General features: G+C 53.9%; 17 protein-coding genes. 1 reads left to right on the top strand and 16 read right to left on the bottom strand.

Annotated features, from left to right (window positions below; all coding sequences use genetic code 11):
• Nucleotides 1–92: 92 nt before the first annotated feature.
• From spoVT to glmU, 8 genes are all read right to left on the bottom strand, one after another.
• Nucleotides 93–635, bottom strand: a complete 543-nt coding sequence (gene spoVT, locus RGB73_RS00740; protein WP_310767849.1) for a stage V sporulation protein T — start codon at nt 633–635, stop codon at nt 93–95.
• A 247-nt stretch (nt 636–882) separates the two neighbouring features.
• Complete coding sequence (locus RGB73_RS00735; protein ID WP_310774039.1) at nt 883–1956, bottom strand: peptidylprolyl isomerase; 1074 nt, start codon at nt 1954–1956, stop codon at nt 883–885.
• A gap of 34 nt (nt 1957–1990) precedes the next feature.
• Nucleotides 1991–5539, bottom strand: a complete 3549-nt coding sequence (gene mfd, locus RGB73_RS00730; RefSeq protein ID WP_310767848.1) for a transcription-repair coupling factor — start codon at nt 5537–5539, stop codon at nt 1991–1993.
• 155 nt (nt 5540–5694) lie between these two features.
• Complete coding sequence (locus RGB73_RS00725) at nt 5695–5925, bottom strand: anti-sigma-F factor Fin (protein WP_310767846.1); 231 nt, start codon at nt 5923–5925, stop codon at nt 5695–5697.
• A 106-nt stretch (nt 5926–6031) separates the two neighbouring features.
• Entirely contained in the window at nt 6032–6601 is a 570-nt protein-coding gene (pth, locus tag RGB73_RS00720; protein ID WP_310767844.1) for an aminoacyl-tRNA hydrolase, read from the bottom strand.
• A gap of 132 nt (nt 6602–6733) precedes the next feature.
• The gene (locus RGB73_RS00715) at nt 6734–7354 is read right to left on the bottom strand and encodes a 50S ribosomal protein L25 (protein WP_310767842.1); all 621 of its coding nucleotides are present in this window, start codon (nt 7352–7354) and stop codon (nt 6734–6736) included.
• A 123-nt stretch (nt 7355–7477) separates the two neighbouring features.
• Complete coding sequence (locus RGB73_RS00710; protein ID WP_310767840.1) at nt 7478–8428, bottom strand: ribose-phosphate diphosphokinase; 951 nt, start codon at nt 8426–8428, stop codon at nt 7478–7480.
• 21 nt (nt 8429–8449) lie between these two features.
• Nucleotides 8450–9835 carry a bifunctional UDP-N-acetylglucosamine diphosphorylase/glucosamine-1-phosphate N-acetyltransferase GlmU gene (gene glmU, locus RGB73_RS00705; RefSeq protein ID WP_310767838.1) on the bottom strand — a complete coding sequence of 462 codons (1386 nt, stop codon included), beginning with the start codon at nt 9833–9835 and terminating at the stop codon, nt 8450–8452.
• Between the two features lie 197 nt (nt 9836–10032).
• On the opposite strand from glmU, the gene RGB73_RS00700 reads away from it, so the two are divergent.
• On the top strand, nt 10033–11043 hold the full coding sequence (locus tag RGB73_RS00700; protein WP_310767836.1) for a CobW family GTP-binding protein: 1011 nt from the start codon (nt 10033–10035) through the stop codon (nt 11041–11043).
• 53 nt (nt 11044–11096) lie between these two features.
• Here RGB73_RS00700 and spoVG read toward each other — a convergent pair whose 3' ends face one another.
• The 8 genes from spoVG to rnmV all read right to left on the bottom strand — a co-directional run bounded on the left by spoVG (nt 11097) and on the right by rnmV (nt 16277).
• On the bottom strand, nt 11097–11384 hold the full coding sequence (spoVG, locus tag RGB73_RS00695) for a septation regulator SpoVG (RefSeq protein WP_092274939.1): 288 nt from the start codon (nt 11382–11384) through the stop codon (nt 11097–11099).
• A 210-nt stretch (nt 11385–11594) separates the two neighbouring features.
• Entirely contained in the window at nt 11595–11978 is a 384-nt protein-coding gene (locus tag RGB73_RS00690; protein ID WP_310767832.1) for a RidA family protein, read from the bottom strand.
• A gap of 125 nt (nt 11979–12103) precedes the next feature.
• Complete coding sequence (purR, locus tag RGB73_RS00685; RefSeq protein ID WP_310767830.1) at nt 12104–12928, bottom strand: pur operon repressor; 825 nt, start codon at nt 12926–12928, stop codon at nt 12104–12106.
• Nucleotides 12929–12983: 55 nt separating this feature from the next.
• Nucleotides 12984–13862: a 4-(cytidine 5'-diphospho)-2-C-methyl-D-erythritol kinase gene (gene ispE, locus RGB73_RS00680; protein ID WP_310767828.1), complete on the bottom strand. Its 879-nt coding sequence runs from the start codon at nt 13860–13862 to the stop codon at nt 12984–12986.
• Nucleotides 13863–14032: 170 nt separating this feature from the next.
• Nucleotides 14033–14215: a small, acid-soluble spore protein, alpha/beta type gene (locus tag RGB73_RS00675; RefSeq protein ID WP_310767825.1), complete on the bottom strand. Its 183-nt coding sequence runs from the start codon at nt 14213–14215 to the stop codon at nt 14033–14035.
• Nucleotides 14216–14343: 128 nt separating this feature from the next.
• Nucleotides 14344–14616, bottom strand: a complete 273-nt coding sequence (gene veg / locus RGB73_RS00670; protein ID WP_005830485.1) for a biofilm formation stimulator Veg — start codon at nt 14614–14616, stop codon at nt 14344–14346.
• Nucleotides 14617–14828: 212 nt separating this feature from the next.
• A complete protein-coding gene (rsmA, locus tag RGB73_RS00665; RefSeq protein WP_310767820.1) occupies nt 14829–15725 on the bottom strand; it encodes a 16S rRNA (adenine(1518)-N(6)/adenine(1519)-N(6))-dimethyltransferase RsmA in 897 nt (298 codons plus the stop codon).
• Between the two features lie 3 nt (nt 15726–15728).
• Nucleotides 15729–16277: a ribonuclease M5 gene (gene rnmV / locus RGB73_RS00660; protein WP_310767818.1), complete on the bottom strand. Its 549-nt coding sequence runs from the start codon at nt 16275–16277 to the stop codon at nt 15729–15731.
• Nucleotides 16278–16443 lie beyond the last annotated feature (166 nt).

Raw genomic sequence — 16443 nt, 5'->3', positions numbered from 1 at the left:
CATTATACCACATGCGTATTCCTAGCAAGAAAACTTGAAAGGCAAAAGAAAAACAGCCCCGATAGGAGAGGCTGTCTTTGTTCGTTTTCGCGCTATTGTTCCATTTGCTTGGCCAGGAAACCAGCGGCCGTTTCAGACATTTTCATTTCCAAATCACTCATTTTGGTCGACTCGTTCTTGTTGAGCAGGATGACCGATCCAATCGGGTCTCCCCCCGCCACAATCGGAGCCACTACAAAGGAACCGTATGTCTCGTTCATATCGCGGCAAATCTCATAAGTACCAGCGTTTTTCTCCAACCGGGTCTTGCGCTCTTCCAAGCATTTCTCGACGATGCTGCCAATCGGCTTTTCCAGGTATTCCTTTTTCGAAGCTCCCGCCACTGCGATCACGCTGTCTCGGTCCGAAATCAGAACGGTATGATTCATGCTCTCATACAGAGAGTCAGCGTATTCCTTCGCGAAATCTCCCAACTCTCCAATGGGCGAGTACTTCTTGAGAATGACTTCTCCGTCGCGATCCACAAAGATCTCCAGCGGGTCGCCTTCACGAATGCGCAGTGTACGACGAATCTCCTTAGGAATCACGACCCGACCGAGGTCGTCAATTCGACGAACGATACCAGTTGCTTTCATGTCATGTTGCCTCGCTTTCCTAAGAGAAGTGGGTTGTGAAAAGGCTTGGTTCGTTACCTGTATTTTTTCCTCAAATTCTAATTTTACCTATGCGCGACGGCTGCAACTTTTTCCAGCTTGTTTCAGTTACTCTCCCCCGGGCGGTAGCGAGTGATAATAGTATTTGCCCTCGTTACAAGAATATGCGAGAAAACGAAAAAACAGGGAAACCGGGTTCCCCTGTTTTTCACGATGGAAAGCAGCGCGATTATTGCGCGGCCGGATGGTTCACTTTCGGCAAATTGAACTTGGTGATCAGCTTGTCCAGCTCTTGCTTGCCAAAGTTGTCATACGCTTTCTCCAGCGAGCTCGCGCGAAGCTGATCCTTCATTTCATCAAATGTCTTTTCCTTGCGGCTTTCCACTTTGATGATGTGGTAGCCGTAGTCGGTTTTCACCGGCGGCCCTACTTGTCCGACAGGCTGTGTCAATGCGGCGTCCTTGAACTGCGGCACCCATTGGGTCACATCTGCGTCGGCGTACAGCCCGCCGTTTTCTTTGCTGCCTGGATCGTCCGTATACTCTTTCGCCAGCTTCGCGAAGTCTTCGCCTTTTTTCAGGCGAGCTTCCAGGTCGTTCGCCAGCTTAAGCGCTTCCTCCGGCTTGCGTTTTTCCGTGGAAATCAGGATGTGACGGACCGAAGCAATCGTACGGGAAGCTTTGTCCATGCTGTCGTACTCTTTCTTCAGGGTCGCATCGTCAATACCGCCCTTCAGAACGTTGATCGATTCGTTGATGAGCGCCATTTGGCCGACGACCATCTCCTTGGTGACGCCTTGGCCTTCCATCAGCTTGGTAAACTTGGCCTCGTCCTTGCCGAGGTAACCCAGGTACTGGCCCTTGATCTTGTCGAATGTTTTTTCGGCCAGATCCTTGGAATCCTTTTTCATCTGCTCATCGGCACGGGCAGCCAAAATCTTGGTTGCCGTGTATTCGCGGGCAAATGCTTTCAGTGCGTTGTCGTCTGCGGCTTCAATCATGCCGCCTTGTTGCGGATTCATGAAGTTGATGACGCGCAGGAACTCTTCAAATTCCTTGCCATTCATGGTTCCGCCCTTATACTCCACGAGAGTCGCATTCGGGTCTACGTTAAACGGCAGGGTCAGCTTTGGAAACTGTGCCAACGGATCATTCGCATCCGCAGCCTGATTGCCTTGGTTGGTTCCTTCTGTCTGATTTGCTGGCTTCTGGTTGTTCTGGGCATTTTCATCCGCTTTTCCGCAACCCGCCAACAAGGCCATAACAAGTACAGCCGAGGACAGAATCGCAACAGAACGTTTCATCATGTGGATCTCCCTTTCTGGATCGCCCGGCAGTCTAGGACACAGGGCTTTCCGTACCGGTGTCTTTTCGCACCTGGTGAAATTGGCGAAGCAGCTTTTCAACCAGCTGCACGCCCTCGTCTTCTCTTAACCCCTTTACTTTAACAGCTATGGTGATCTGTTGTCCACCCGAGAGACCTATCCTGCGGCTCCAACTGCTGGCAAGCGCGAACAGCGCTCCCCCGTCGATGTTGTTGTTTTGGCTGGGGTGCAGGACCAGCTTGATTTCGTCCGGATTTTTCTGGCTGATTTCCGTAATGTGATGCTGCAAGGCATAGACGCGCAGCCGGGAAATGGTCAGCAGATTTTCTACCGGCTTCGGTACGGGACCGAAGCGGTCAAGCAGCTCTTCCGCCAGATCGTCGACGTCCTCCAGCGAGGAGACGGCCACAAACTTTTTGTACATCTCGATTTTTTGCCGGCTGTCCGTGATGTACATGGAAGGGATGTACGCATCCAGCTGCAGGTTGATCTCTACCGCGGCAGCACTCTCCTGCTTGACTTCGCCTTTCAGCTCGTCGATCGCGTCCTTCAGCATTTGGCTGTACAAATCAAAACCGACCGTGTTGATGAAACCGTGCTGCTCCGCGCCAAGCAGATTCCCCGCACCGCGGATCGACAAGTCGCGCATCGCGATTTTAAAGCCGGATCCGAGCTCGGTAAACTCCTTGATCGCCTGCAGCCGTTTTTCCGCCACCTCTGTCAGAACTTTGTCGCGCTGGTACGTAAAGTATGCATACGCGATCCGATTGGAGCGGCCTACCCGTCCACGCAGCTGATACAGCTGGGACAGGCCCATTTTGTCAGCATTGTAGATGATCAGTGTGTTCACGTTCGGAATGTCCACACCGGTCTCGATAATCGTCGTGCTCACGAGCACGTCGAAATTGCCCTCCAGGAAATCGAGGATGACGCTTTCCAGTTCGCTCTCGTTCATTTGGCCGTGGGCGACAGCGACACGCGCATCCGGCACGAGCATGGAAATTTGCTCGGCCATCTGCTCGATTCCTTGCACCTGGTTGTAGAGGAAAAATACCTGTCCATCCCGGGCCAGCTCCCGTTCGATCGCTTCCCGCACCAAGGCCGGGCTGTAATCCATGACGTAGGTCTGTACCGGGAAACGGTTTTCCGGCGGCGTTTCGATGACCGACAAGTCGCGCACGCCGAGCATCGACATGTGCAGGGTACGCGGGATCGGCGTAGCTGTCAGCGTGATGACGTCGACGTTGGTCTTCAACTGCTTCAGCTTTTCCTTGTGGCTTACGCCGAAACGCTGCTCCTCGTCCACGATCAGGAGGCCCAGCTCACGGAACGTCAAGTCTTTGGAAAGCAGGCGGTGCGTCCCGATGACGACATCCACGGTTCCTTCCTTCAGTCCTTTCAGTGTCGCGTTCTGCTCCTTGCGCGAGCGGAATCGGCTCAGTACCTCGACGCGGATCGGATAGTCCGCGAAGCGTTCGCGGAACGTTTCATAGTGCTGCTGCGCCAGAATCGTGGTCGGCACGAGCACGGCGACCTGCTTGCCGTCCATGACCGCTTTGAAAGCCGCACGGATAGCGACCTCCGTTTTCCCGTAGCCGACGTCCCCACATACTAGACGGTCCATCGGGCGCCTGCGTTCCATGTCCGCTTTGACCTCCGCGATTGCCCGCAGCTGATCCGGGGTTTCCTGGTACGGGAACATCGCCTCGAATTCGCGCTGCTCCACCGTATCCTGCGAAAAGGAGTGCCCGACTGCCGCTTCACGGGCTGCGTACAGCTTGATCAGGTCTTCGGCAATGTCCTTGACGGAAGACTGCACTTTGTTTTTGACCCGTTTCCATTCGCTGCCGCCCAAGCTGTAAATCTTCGGCTGGGCATCTTCGCTCGCCACGTATTTTTGAACGTGGTCGATCTGGTCGATCGGCACAAACAAACTGTCACCAGCAGCGTATTGAATATGAAGGTAATCTTTATGAATTCCGAGTATTTCCTTGGTTTCAATTCCAAGGTATTTTCCAATCCCGTGATTGACGTGCACGACGAAGTCACCCGGCTTGAGCTCCAGGTAGTTCTTGATCCGCTCGGCGTTGTTCATCGTCTGCTGCACTTTGCGAGCCTTCCGCTGTTTGGCTGTGAAGACTTCGCCCTCGGTAATGACTACGAGCTTGTTCAAAGGCAGCTCGAATCCCGTCTGCAGGTTGCCCAAAATGATCGTGGGACGACCCGGCGGCACGGTTTCGACTGACTCGGCGAGCACATCCGCCTCCATCTCGTAATCGTGCAGGACGCGCTCCAGCCGTTTGGCTCGTTCCAGATCCGCCGCGACAAACACGATCTGATCGTGCGACTTCTGCCAGCGCGCCAGCTCTGTCTTCAGCACGTTCATCTGCCCGTGGAAATTTTGCATCGTCCGACAGGTGAGATTGACGATATTTTGCGGCTGGGTCTTGGGGGACTGCCTCAGGAACAGCGACAGGTACACGATCTGGCGCTTTTTCGCCTGGACGATCTCTTCGTAGGTGCGGGACAAGCTGAGATTCGCCATGTACTCCCCCTGGATGATACGCCCGGTAAGCCATTCCGCCTCTTCCTTCTGGAGCTGGGCAGCCGTGTCCAGCACGCGGGTCGGCTCATCGACGATCATCAGGGTGTCGGCAGGCATGTAGGACAACAGCGTGTCCTCTGTCGGGTAGATGACCGAGATGTACGAATAGAGCTGTGGAAAGCGCTGTCCGTGGCTCATGCGCTCGACGTCCGCCCCGATTTTCTCCACGACCTTCTCTTTCGCGGCACCGTCCTTCAATTTGGCAACGGTTTCACCGAGCTTTTGCTCCAAGCGCACCGCCGACTCCTGCAAGAGTGGCGTCGAAGCGATCATTTCCTTGGCAGGTCCGATAGTGTAGGTCTGTACTGATTCCAGCGAGCGCTGGGAAAGCATGTCAAACGTACGGATGGAGTCAATCTCCACATCGAACAATTCAATCCGTACCGGCCATTCCGAATCGATGGGATACAGGTCGATGATACCGCCGCGCACGCTCAGCTCGCCTTTTCGCTCGACCATGTCCACTCTCTCGTAGCCGAGCTCGATACAGCGGAGCAAAAACGACTCGATGTCCAATTCTTCCCCGACAGCCAGTCTGATTTGCGCGGCCTTCCATACATGCGGCGGGACTACCAGCCTGCGCAAACCGGCAAACGGAACAACTAAAAAACCCGTAAAGCCCTGGGCCAAACGGTTGAACACGTGAATTCTTTGCGCCAGCATCTCCGGACTGGCGATGGCGAGCTCGGAGCCGATCAGCTCGTTGCCCGGGTAGAGCAACACTTGATCGCTGGGCACCAGCTCGATCAGGTCTTCGTATACTTTTTGGGCTTGAAACATGTTGTGGGTCACGACACAGACCGGCCGATCCGTCATCTGCTTCAACGTCGCCATGAGTACCTGCCGGGCTGAACCAGCCAATCCGGAAACGAGCTGCTCGTGCAGTCCCTTTTCCAGCCCCGCCACGATCGTACCGACGTTCGTGTCCTGCTTCAACGGGTTAATGATGACTTGCATTCACTAATCCCCTCTCTAATTCTTCTGTCATGCGAAAGGTAGGTCACCAGCGGCTATTGTCGCACGATGACACATGGGTCGACCATGCGAAAAGAAGCCTTAGCTCCCCAAGCTAAGGCCTTGTCAGTGCAAGCCTTCCTAACGAGTTTATCCCCTTATTGCAGCGGGTTTCCGACTAGTGAAAGCTCTGGATGCTGATTCAGCGCTTCACGGCAGTAGTCGCACGTGATGCTGACGACCGTATCTCCACTTTGTTCTCTCGATATTATAAGAGCCCGATCTTCCGGGGTCAAGGAATCAAACCCGAGCTGTGCTTCCGATACCTGTGTTTCGTCAAATTCCGCAATTTTCATCCCGCAGCAGCGACACGTATAACGTATGCTCATGTATATGCCACCCCCATACCTTTCATATCGATTAGTATGGACGCTGCGGTGGAAAATCATACTAGGCAGGCCCCTTCCGAGAGCTTATGACGCTTTCGGCCGATGGTCAGCGCTTCAAGCTGTTGTAATGGTTCATGACTTTGACAAAAGGCTCACGGGTCCACATCGCAGCGGCATCTGCAGCCAGGCTGACAGCTTCGTTGATGTCTGCTCTCTCGGCTGCCGGAAACGACTGCAGCACGTAATCGCTGACGCTCCGGCCCGGCTCTGGACGTCCGATGCCTACCTTGATGCGTTTGAATTCCTGCGTACCCAGGTGCTGGATCATGGATTTGATCCCGTTGTGGCCGCCTGCGCTGCCTTTTTCCCGCAAGCGCAATTGGCCGGTCGGCATATCCAGATCGTCAAAGATGACCACCAGCTCATCCGGTATCAGCTTGTAAAACTTCATGATTTCCGCAACGGATTCCCCCGAGAGGTTCATATACGTCTGCGGCTTCGCCAGCAGCACCTTTTCCCCCTCGATCCGGCCCTCGCCCACAAGTGCCCGGAACTTGTTCTGCTGGACGGGAATACCCCATTTCTCGCTTATTTTATCTATGGCCATAAAACCGGCATTATGTCTCGTATCTTCATATTTCTTGCCGGGATTGCCCAGCCCGATGATCAGTTTCACGAGAGATCCCTCCTACTCTTTCCCCATTGTACTAGAATGGCCCCGTGAACAAAAGCGCAGGAGTCAAGGCGTGTCTTTTTCGTTCCACATCCACAAAAAAAGACTCGGCAGATAGACCGAGCCCTCGTACATTTATACCCGATTGGACTGCTCCGTCGAGCCGGCCGCCTCCGCCACTTCCGCTGCGTCGTGCTGCGCCTCGATGGACTCCTCCGATTTTGCCTTCACCGGCAGGATGCTGATCAGCACTTCCGTCGCCTCCAGTCCCAGCTCCACTCCCGGAGGAACAGAGAGATCGCTGACCAGCACGACGTCGCCGATGTTCAATCCGTCTACGTCCACTGTAAACGACTCCGGAATATTGCCAGGCAGGCAGCTCACCTCTACGCTATGGCGAATCAGCGTCGCGACGCCCAGCTCAGGGTCGCCTGTCATCAACACCGGAACGGTCGTAAAGACCTTTTCATTCATATTAATCTTTTTAAAATCGGCATGCAGGATGTTTCCCATCACCGGATGGCGCTGCAGCTCGTAGACCATGACATCGTACGTCTGGCCATCCACCTGCAATCTGTAAGGTTTGTTTGTTGCTTGACGGCGTAATGCCGCATCCAGTTCCTTACCTTGCACCTGGATCTCCTGATTGCTCATGTCTGAGCCATAGACAATCCCAGGCACCCAGCCGTTTCGCCGCAGAGCCTTGACCGAGTTGCCCGTTCCCTGTGCCCTAGTTTGCGCCTGAATCGCTTCCACAAAAAAACCTCCTTCGGACCGCTAGTAAAAGTTTCCTCACTAGCTTGTCCATCGGAGGTTTATTTCAATCCCCGTAGATGGGGAATGTCCTTTTTGAAGCCAATTCCGAGTACTCCCCGGCAATTAGTCGAACAGCTTGCTCACGGACAGCTCTTCGTGCACGCGAATGATCGCTTCGCCGATGATCGGCGCTACGGAGAGCACGGTGATTTTGTCGATGATTTGCTCATCGGTGAGCGGAATCGAGTTGGTCACGATCAGCTCGCGAATCTTGGAGTTGGCGATGCGCTCGATGGCTGGACCGGACAAAACCGGGTGCGTACAGCAAGCGTATACGTCGCGCGCGCCTGCTTCCACCAAAGCGTTTGCCGCCAGTGTGATCGTACCGGCTGTATCGATGATATCGTCAATGATGATCGCGGTTTTCCCTTCGATGTTCCCCACGATATTCATGACCTCCGCTACGTTTGGCTCCGGACGGCGCTTGTCGATAATCGCGATAGGAGCTTCCAGGCGCTCCGCCAATTTGCGGGCGCGAGTCACGCCGCCATGGTCGGGAGAAACCACCACGATATCGGACAAGCCTTTTTCGGAGAAATGTTTCGCCAAAATCGGTACGCCCAACAGATGATCGACCGGGATGTCGAAGAAACCTTGGATTTGCGTCGCATGCAGGTCCATGGTGATGACGCGTTGAGCGCCGGCTGTCTCGATCAGGTTGGCAACCAGTTTGGCCGTGATCGGATCGCGCGCACGTGCTTTACGATCTTGACGCGCATAGCCGTAGTACGGAATCACCACGTTGATGCTCTTGGCGGAAGCGCGTTTCAAGGCGTCCACCATCACCAATAGCTCCATCAGATGCTCATTAACGGGAGCAGATGTTGGCTGAATAACAAATACGTCACAACCGCGAACGCTTTCATTCAATTTGATTTGGCACTCGCCATCACTAAAGCGCACAGCCTGCGCATTTCCGAGCGGTACACCGATGTGTTCGGCGATTTCCTTCGCCAGTTCAGGGTTTGCGTTGCACGTAAAAACCTTCAGTTTTGGGTCGCGGTAGTTAGCCATGATCTTCTCAAGAACCTCCCGTTATGATTGCTTTTTGCCCTTGCGAGGCATTCTGTTGGCGTAGTCGATTTTATTCACTTGTCGTTCGCGAGCGATAGCCAGTGCATCGTCAGGCACATCCTGGGTGATCGTCGAGCCTGCTGCCACGTAAGCATTTTGGCCGACGGTGACCGGCGCCACCAGATTGGAGTTGCAGCCGATAAATGCGCCGTCCTGGACAATCGTTTTGTGTTTCACGGCGCCATCGTAATTGACGGTAATCGTTCCACAGCCGATGTTGACTCCATCGCCAATTTCGGCGTCCCCGACGTAGCTGAGGTGCGGAACTTTCGAGCCTTCGCCGATTTTGGCGTTTTTCAGCTCGACAAAGTCGCCGATTTTAGCTTTCGGGCCGATGACGGACCCCGGACGCACGTAAGCAAAAGGACCGATCGTGCTGTCGTGCTCCACGCGAGCATCCACCATGACGGTATATGTCAGGGAGACACCGTCTGCCACTTCCACATTCGTCAGATCTGCCTGCGGCCCCACGACGCAATCCGTGCCGATGGTTGTCCGCCCGCGCAAGAATGTCCCCGGCTGGATGATCGTGTCAGCGCCAATCGTCACATCCGCCTCAATGTAGGTTGAGGCCGGATCCACAATCGTGACGCCATTGCGCATATGGCCGACCGCAATCCGGCGTCTCATGTACGCTTCCGCTTCCGACAGCTGCACGCGGTCATTCACGCCCATCGTTTCGTCAGGATCTGCCGCTTCAAAGGCTGCCACCTTTTCACCCGCATCCCGCAAAATGCCGACGACATCTGTCACATAGTATTCGCCTTGCGCATTGTCATTTTTCACTTCAGCTAAGGCTTTCCATAATTTTTGGTTGTCATAGCAGTATATGCCCGTGTTGATTTCCCGGATCGCCCGTTCCTCTTCGGTGGCGTCCTTGTGTTCCACGATTCGCAATACTTCGCCTGCCTCATTGCGCACGATGCGTCCGTAACCGGTCGGGTCCGGAAGCACGGCGGTCAATACGGTCGCAGCCGCTCCTTGCTCCTCGTGATAGGTCAACAAGGCGGACAACGTCTCCGTAGACAAGAGGGGGACGTCTCCGTACAAAAGAAACGTAGTGCCTTCTTTATCTTGTAAAAATGGCGCTGCCTGCTGGACGGCATGCGCCGTTCCCAACTGTTCTTCCTGCAGTGCGTATGCGACGCCCTCGCCCAGTTTGGCGCGGACTGCGTCAGCACCATGACCTACGACGACAACGATATCCTCCACCTGCATGGTTGCCATCGTGTCCACCACATGCTGGACCATTGGCTTTCCGCACACAGGGTGCAGGACCTTGTACAGCTTCGATTTCATCCGTGTACCCTGACCAGCGGCCAGAACCACGGCATGGATCTTAGACATGTCAACCCTCCATCGTAGAAGTTCCACAATGACTATATCTTAATCATATGTGGATTTCAAGACACTCGGTGCAGGATTCTCGCCGTTTTCCGGACATTGCCTAAGGCTTGCCATACATCAGACAACATTTAATTTTCTGAGAAAAATATGATATATTGATGGGCGACAGGGGTTATTTGTAAAGGAGGTCGAAATGAATGAGCGCTCAGGTGTACTTGCTCACCGGCTATTTGGGGAGCGGAAAGACCACGCTGCTGACGAAAATGCTCACTCATTTGCGCGCACAGGAAGAAAACGTCGTAGTCGTCATGAATGAAATGGGCGAGGAAGATATTGACGGAGAGCAGCTTCAAGGATTTGGATTTCCTGTCAAGAAACTCTTGGACGGCTGCATCTGCTGCTCCATTCAGGGAGAGATGACGGAGAGTCTGAAGGAAGTAATTACCTCACTGCGTCCAGATAAAATTCTCATCGAGACGACAGGTGTGGCCGATCCCATCGATGTGGTCGACGGACTGACCCATCCCGAGCTGTACGAAAAAATCGACTTGCGCGGCATCATCACGGTCGTAGATGCGTCCCGCTTTTTGGAGCTGGGCTCGCGCTTCCAGTCGACCGGCGCGCTGGTGAAGACCGTACGCAACCAGGTCAAATACGCCGACCTGCTCTTGCTCAACAAGCTGGACCTGACTTCTGCCGACATCGCGGACAAAGTAAAAGGAAAGCTGGCCGAGCTGAACCCGATTGCCCCTATCCACCTCACCGTCCAGAGTGAAATGGATCTACATACCCTTCTGTCCGTCACCCGCCTTGCGGAGCAAAGAACGGCAGAACGGGAGCCCGTGCACTCCGCTCCTGTCCAGAAAACGATCGGCCGCATGTCTGCCGTGGACAGACTCAAGCAATCGCTCGGACTGAAAACGAAATCGCTGTACAACAGCATCGAGACATTCTCCTACCCCTTCGCCGGACCTGTCGACGCCGACAAGTTCGAGGACTTTCTCTACAGCCTGCCCAAAAACGTCTACCGTGCCAAGGGCTACGTCCAGTTCCACGGCAGAGATGAGCTTATTTCGTTTCAGCACACAGACAATCAGGTCCACCTGTTTCCTTTTGAGAATTTCGGTCCCAAAATGGTGGCCGTGTTTATCGGTGAAGGAATGGACCAGGGCAAAATCATCGCAGACTTGGAAGCGTGCTATCGATAAGCAGACGTCGAAGCACCCTGCCATATGGACAGGGTGCTTGCATGTGGGTGGCTTTATGCCCCCGCTTCAATCGTGCTTTCTTCTTCCTGCCCGACACGATCGTATTCGGACAAGACAGCCGCTTGAATTTTTTCGCGGGTAGTGGATGAAATTGGATGTGCGATATCGCGGAATTCCCCATCCGGCGTACGCTTGCTCGGCATGGCTACGAACATGCCATTGTTTCCATCAATGACACGGATATCATGAACCACGAACTCATGGTCAATTGTAATGGACGCAATCGCTTTCATCCTACCATCCGTATTCACTCGGCGAAGTCTAACGTCTGTTACTTCCATCTAGTTCACTCCCTTTATCTATGAAAACGCGTTTAGGAGTATTTCCACCCTCTGGGTAAATATTCCTGCTGACCCTATGCAAATTTTTAAAAAAATATATAAATTTATTCATATCGACAACATTCTGGTGTGACTATGGAGATATTTCGCGAAAAAAAACAGCCCTGCGCTCAAGAAGCACAGGGCTGTTAGTGGAGCTATTTCCGGTTGCTACGCTTCCAGGTAAGCGACGATCTCGATCTCGACCTTCACATCCCGGGGCAGTCGCGCCACCTCTACGGTGGAACGAGCCGGTTTGTGGTCGCCAAAATATTGTCCGTACACTTCGTTCAGCTGGGCGAAGTCGTTCATGTCTTTAATGAACACCGTAGCCTTTACCACGCTGGACAAGCTGCCGCCGGCTTCAGCCAAAACAGCTTGGATGTTGGCAAAGACCTGATGCGTCTGCTCGACGATGCCGCCTTCCACGAGCGTGCCGTCGGGGCGCAGGGGAATTTGGCCCGATGCGAACAGGAACGGACCTACCTTGGCAGCCTGGCTGTACGGACCAATTGCCGCTGGTGCTTTGTCAGTGGAAACAAAAGAGATTGCCATGTGTTCTTCTCTCCTTTTCTAAAAAACGAAGCCCCTTTTCGCTGTACCGCACGGAGCTTGCGTCACACTGGTATTGCGGGCTCAGGAACCCTCTACCGAGCCCTCTTTAGACTGCTTGCCTGCGATTACCTCTCAAAAAAACTGCCGAGCTCGATTTCGATCTGCTTGCCCTTGATGTCCACATCCTTGAGCTTGGCAAACGATACATAGTCTTCGACGAGGCGTTCGGACACATCAGCAGTGGTCTCCACCAAAACGCCGCAGCCTACGACCGTGGCGCGGAACTCCTGCAACAGGTCGATCATCCCGCGCAAGGTGCCGCCCGCCTTCATGAAGTCGTCCACGATCAGGACGCGGGACTGCTCTGCAAGTGCGCGGCGCGCCAACGACATGGTTTGAATCCGCTTACTAGATCCCGATACGTAGTTGATGCTCACGACCGATCCTTCCGTCACCTTGTTGTCCCGGCGGACGATCACCACCGGAACATTCAAATACATGGCGGTCGCATACGCGAGAGAAATCCCTTTGGTCTCCACCGTCATGACCACGTCTACATTTTGGTCCGCGTAGGCCGTAGCGAACAGTTTGCCGATTTTGGACATCGTGGACGGATTGCCGAGAATGTCGGACATATACAGGTACCCGCCTGGCAAAAGACGCTCCGGATTGGCCAATTGGTCGATCAATTCGTGCATGAAGAGCAGAGCATCCTCTGTTTTGACCTGAGGAATGAACTTCACTCCGCCGGCCGCTCCCGCCACCGTTTTCAACAAGCCAACACCCTGAACCTCAAACGCTTCCTTGATGATGGACAAGTCCTCGCTGATCGACGATTTTGCCGCACCGTACTGTTCGGCAAAAAGAGTGAGCGGAATCAGCGTATGGGGATGGGCGAGCAAGTGCTGCGTCATATCGACGAGACGCGCACTTCTGCGCAATTTCTTCATAGCTCTTCCTCCAAAACCGAATATTATGGTGCTAATGTATCATTTTTATACGGGTTCATGCAAGCATTTCCCCTTCGCCAGCTCCTAACATTCGGGCAACAAATACGTCTTTCACAAAACCGCGCAACGCGTTGTAAATCCGATGCACTTTGGCTTCCTTTTGCACGAGGGCAAAGACAGTCGGGCCGCTTCCCGACATCAGGACGCCGTCTGCGCCCGATGCGATCATCAGCTCCTTGATTTGCCGCACTTGCGGGTGAAGCGACAGGGTCACATTTTCAAGGACGTTGCCCAGCGACTGACACATCAAGGAAAAGTCCTGCGTCTCGATCGCTTGCAGCATGTTCCCGGTCGAGGGATGGCTGGCGATCTCCTGCACACGCAGGTTGCCGTATACATCCGCTGTCGAGACGCCGATGGGCGGCTTGGCGAGAATGACCCAGCATGCTGCCGGCGGGCTGAGGTGAGTGATTTGCTCCCCTCTGCCCTTTGCCAGAGCCGTTCCCCCGTATACGCAAAAAGGAACGTCCGAGCCAATCTCGGCACCGACTGCCGCGAGCTCTTCCAGTGTCAGGCCGAGACTCCACAATTGGTTCAAACCGCGCAAGGTCGCAGCCGCGTCGCTGCTTCCCCCTGCGAGGCCCGCGGCCACGGGAATCTGTTTATCGATGTACACGTGTACGCCAGCGCGCACGTGATAGCGTTCTTTCAAGAGCACCGCCGCTTTATAGGCGTGGTTGCGAATATCGTCTGGGACGAAGCTGGCAGAGCAGTCCAGCGTAATCTCTCCATCTTCGCGCAGAGTCAGATCTACACGATCCGCCAAGTCTACGGTAGTCATCACCATCTCCACTTCGTGATAACCGTCCGGCCGCTTGGCGAGAACATCCAGAGTCAGATTGATTTTGGCCGGAGCTTTGACCGAGATACGCACGTTGTTCACCTCTGCCTACGTTCTGAATTTCCTAGTCTCTTATTGTAGCATAGGCATTCTCTTCCATGCCACTCGATCGAATAAAACAATATGATGGTGAAGATTATGACGGTTTGGAAAATACCGCATTTCGCGTAAAAAGGCCGGGTTTCCCCGGCCTTGCCAACGAGTTATGTGGTATGCTTCTTGGCCAATGCTTCCTCGGCAATCTGAATGGCGCGTTTCACCAGGTTTCCCGCGTCGCGCGTCGTGATGGCACCCCAGCCCTCGGCTTTCACCGTATCGTAAAACCCAAGCTCCTTGGCGATCTCCATCTTGAACTCCTCAGACATAATGCCTCGTCTGCGACCCATAACATCCTCCCTTTCTCGTTGACACGGATAGTGTACGCATCCTGCGGAAATTTCACTCTATGTAGAAGGAGCGCCTATGCGTTCCTTGAAATATTTGGCCAAAATAAAACAGTAGAACCCTGAGGGTTCTACTGTTGTACAAATGTGATGCGGATGTGCTCGTTCTCGCGGCACACCGTCAACTCTACCGTTTCTGTCAAGATGTCAGCATAGCTGTAAGAAACCCGCTCGAAAAGTTGATCGTCGTCCAGCTTGACTACAAATACTGATGGGTATGTTTCTTCGAGGATGCCACTTCGTTCGACGGTTTTTCGGCGACCGCCATTTGCCTTTAGCAGGATGCGCTCACCAATGTGCCCGTCTAAACTGCGTTTAATGTCAAGTAACGCGTTTCTTGCCATTGTTCCATCCACCTCGCTTACATCTATTATAACAGCATACCGTTATTTTGTCAAAGAAATAAAAAATTATAGCAACCCAGCCGAGATTTTGTCAACGGGCTTTTTTTCATGAATTACGTAGATATTTGTCAGCTACATATGAAAAAGTGCCAGAAAACATAAAAAACCCCCACTTTTGGCGTTATTAGCCCAAAAATGGAGGTCCTTTCTTGTCAGGAACCGATCAACCCGCGCCGCAAGCCTTCGTTTGCAAGCCGGGCAAATTCCTCGATGCTGAGCGTTTCTCCCCGGCGCGTCGGATCGATCCGGATATCGGCGAGCATCTGTACTACTTCATCCTTCTGTTCTTTGCGAAACAGACCGTTCATCAAGTTGTTCAAAAGGGTCTTGCGTCGTTGGGCAAACGAGCTGCGCACCACACGGAAAAACACGTCCTGGTCGTCCACTTCGACAGGCGGACGTTCCCGGACCTTGAGGCGAATAACCGCAGAATCTACGTTTGGCCGAGGAACGAACACGCTGGCCGGCACGATCATTGCCACTTCCGTATCGGCATAGAATTGCGCTGCGACAGAGAGAGAGCCGTAATCCTTCGTGCCCGGCTTGGCAGCGATCCTGTCAGCCACTTCCTTTTGGATCATGACGACGATGTTTTCCAGCGGCAAGCGCTCTTCCAGCAGCTTCATCAGGATCGGGGTGGTCACGTAGTACGGCAGGTTGGCTACGACGCTGATCTTGTCCACTCCCGCCATTTTTTCCTCTAGCAATGCTTTCAGGTCGAGCTCCAGCACATCGCCGTGCACGACCTCGATATTTTCATAGGGCGCCAGCGTGTCCGCCAAAATCGGCAACAGCCTCTGGTCTATCTCGACGGCCACGACCTTTCCTGCAGCTCGTCCCAACTGCTCCGTCAAGGCGCCGATGCCGGGCCCGATTTCCACGGCTCCCTTTTCTTTCGTCAGGTCGGCCTCTGCCACGATATTGTGGAGGATGTTGGTGTCGATGAGGAAGTTTTGCCCCAGACTCTTTTTGAACGAAAAGCCGTACTTCTCCAGAATCTCCTTGGTACGCGTAGGTGTGGCGATATCTTTCCCTGTCATTTGGGTCATGTCTTACTCCCTCGCTTTGTCGATTGCCTTGATGGCTGCTTCGAATTCGGCCCGTTTGATCTGGAAGGCATTGAGGCGCTGCAGCATCTGCTTGGAGTTGGCATAGCCGATGCCCAGCAGCTCGCCCAGCTTGATCCGCCGCTCCTTGGAATCGGGCCCGGATGTAAGGCCGTGGGCCAGCATGTCATCCGCTGTGATTTCTCCCGCTGACTCCGCCATTTCCGTCCGCACTTCCGATAGCGCCTGGATGATGGCCTCGGGTGAAGCGTTTTCCACGCCGATATCGCCTTTCTTCGTCCCGTCCTCTTGGGTAATAAACGCATGCTTGCAGCCCGGCACCGCTCGGCTGATGATTTTGCGAATGCGCTCTCCCTGGTAGTCGGGGTCAGTGAAAATGATGACGCCGCGCTTTTGCTGCGCCAGGCGGATTTTCTCGATGGTCCAGTCGTGGATGGCGGAGCCGCCGGTCTCGATCGTATCGGCGTTGACAGCCCGCTTGATCGCAGCAGTATCATCCCTGCCCTCCACCACGATGACTTCCTTGATCTTCATTTTTGTGCTCCCACTTTCGTACATTGTCCGTATGGTACTAGTGTGCCAAAAAAATGCGGCCAAAAGCCCAAAAACCTGTAACGTTTCGGGCACACAGAGCGTCTTACCTACAACAGCTTAACACGGTATGCAAGCAAACAGAAGACAGGAGCTGTTCGCTCCTGTC

Source organism: Brevibacillus brevis, from assembly GCF_031583145.1.
GTDB classification, from domain to species: domain Bacteria; phylum Bacillota; class Bacilli; order Brevibacillales; family Brevibacillaceae; genus Brevibacillus; species Brevibacillus brevis_E.
The sequence above is the reverse complement of the archived record's forward strand: the minus strand, read 5'-3'. Positions and strand labels throughout refer to the sequence as shown.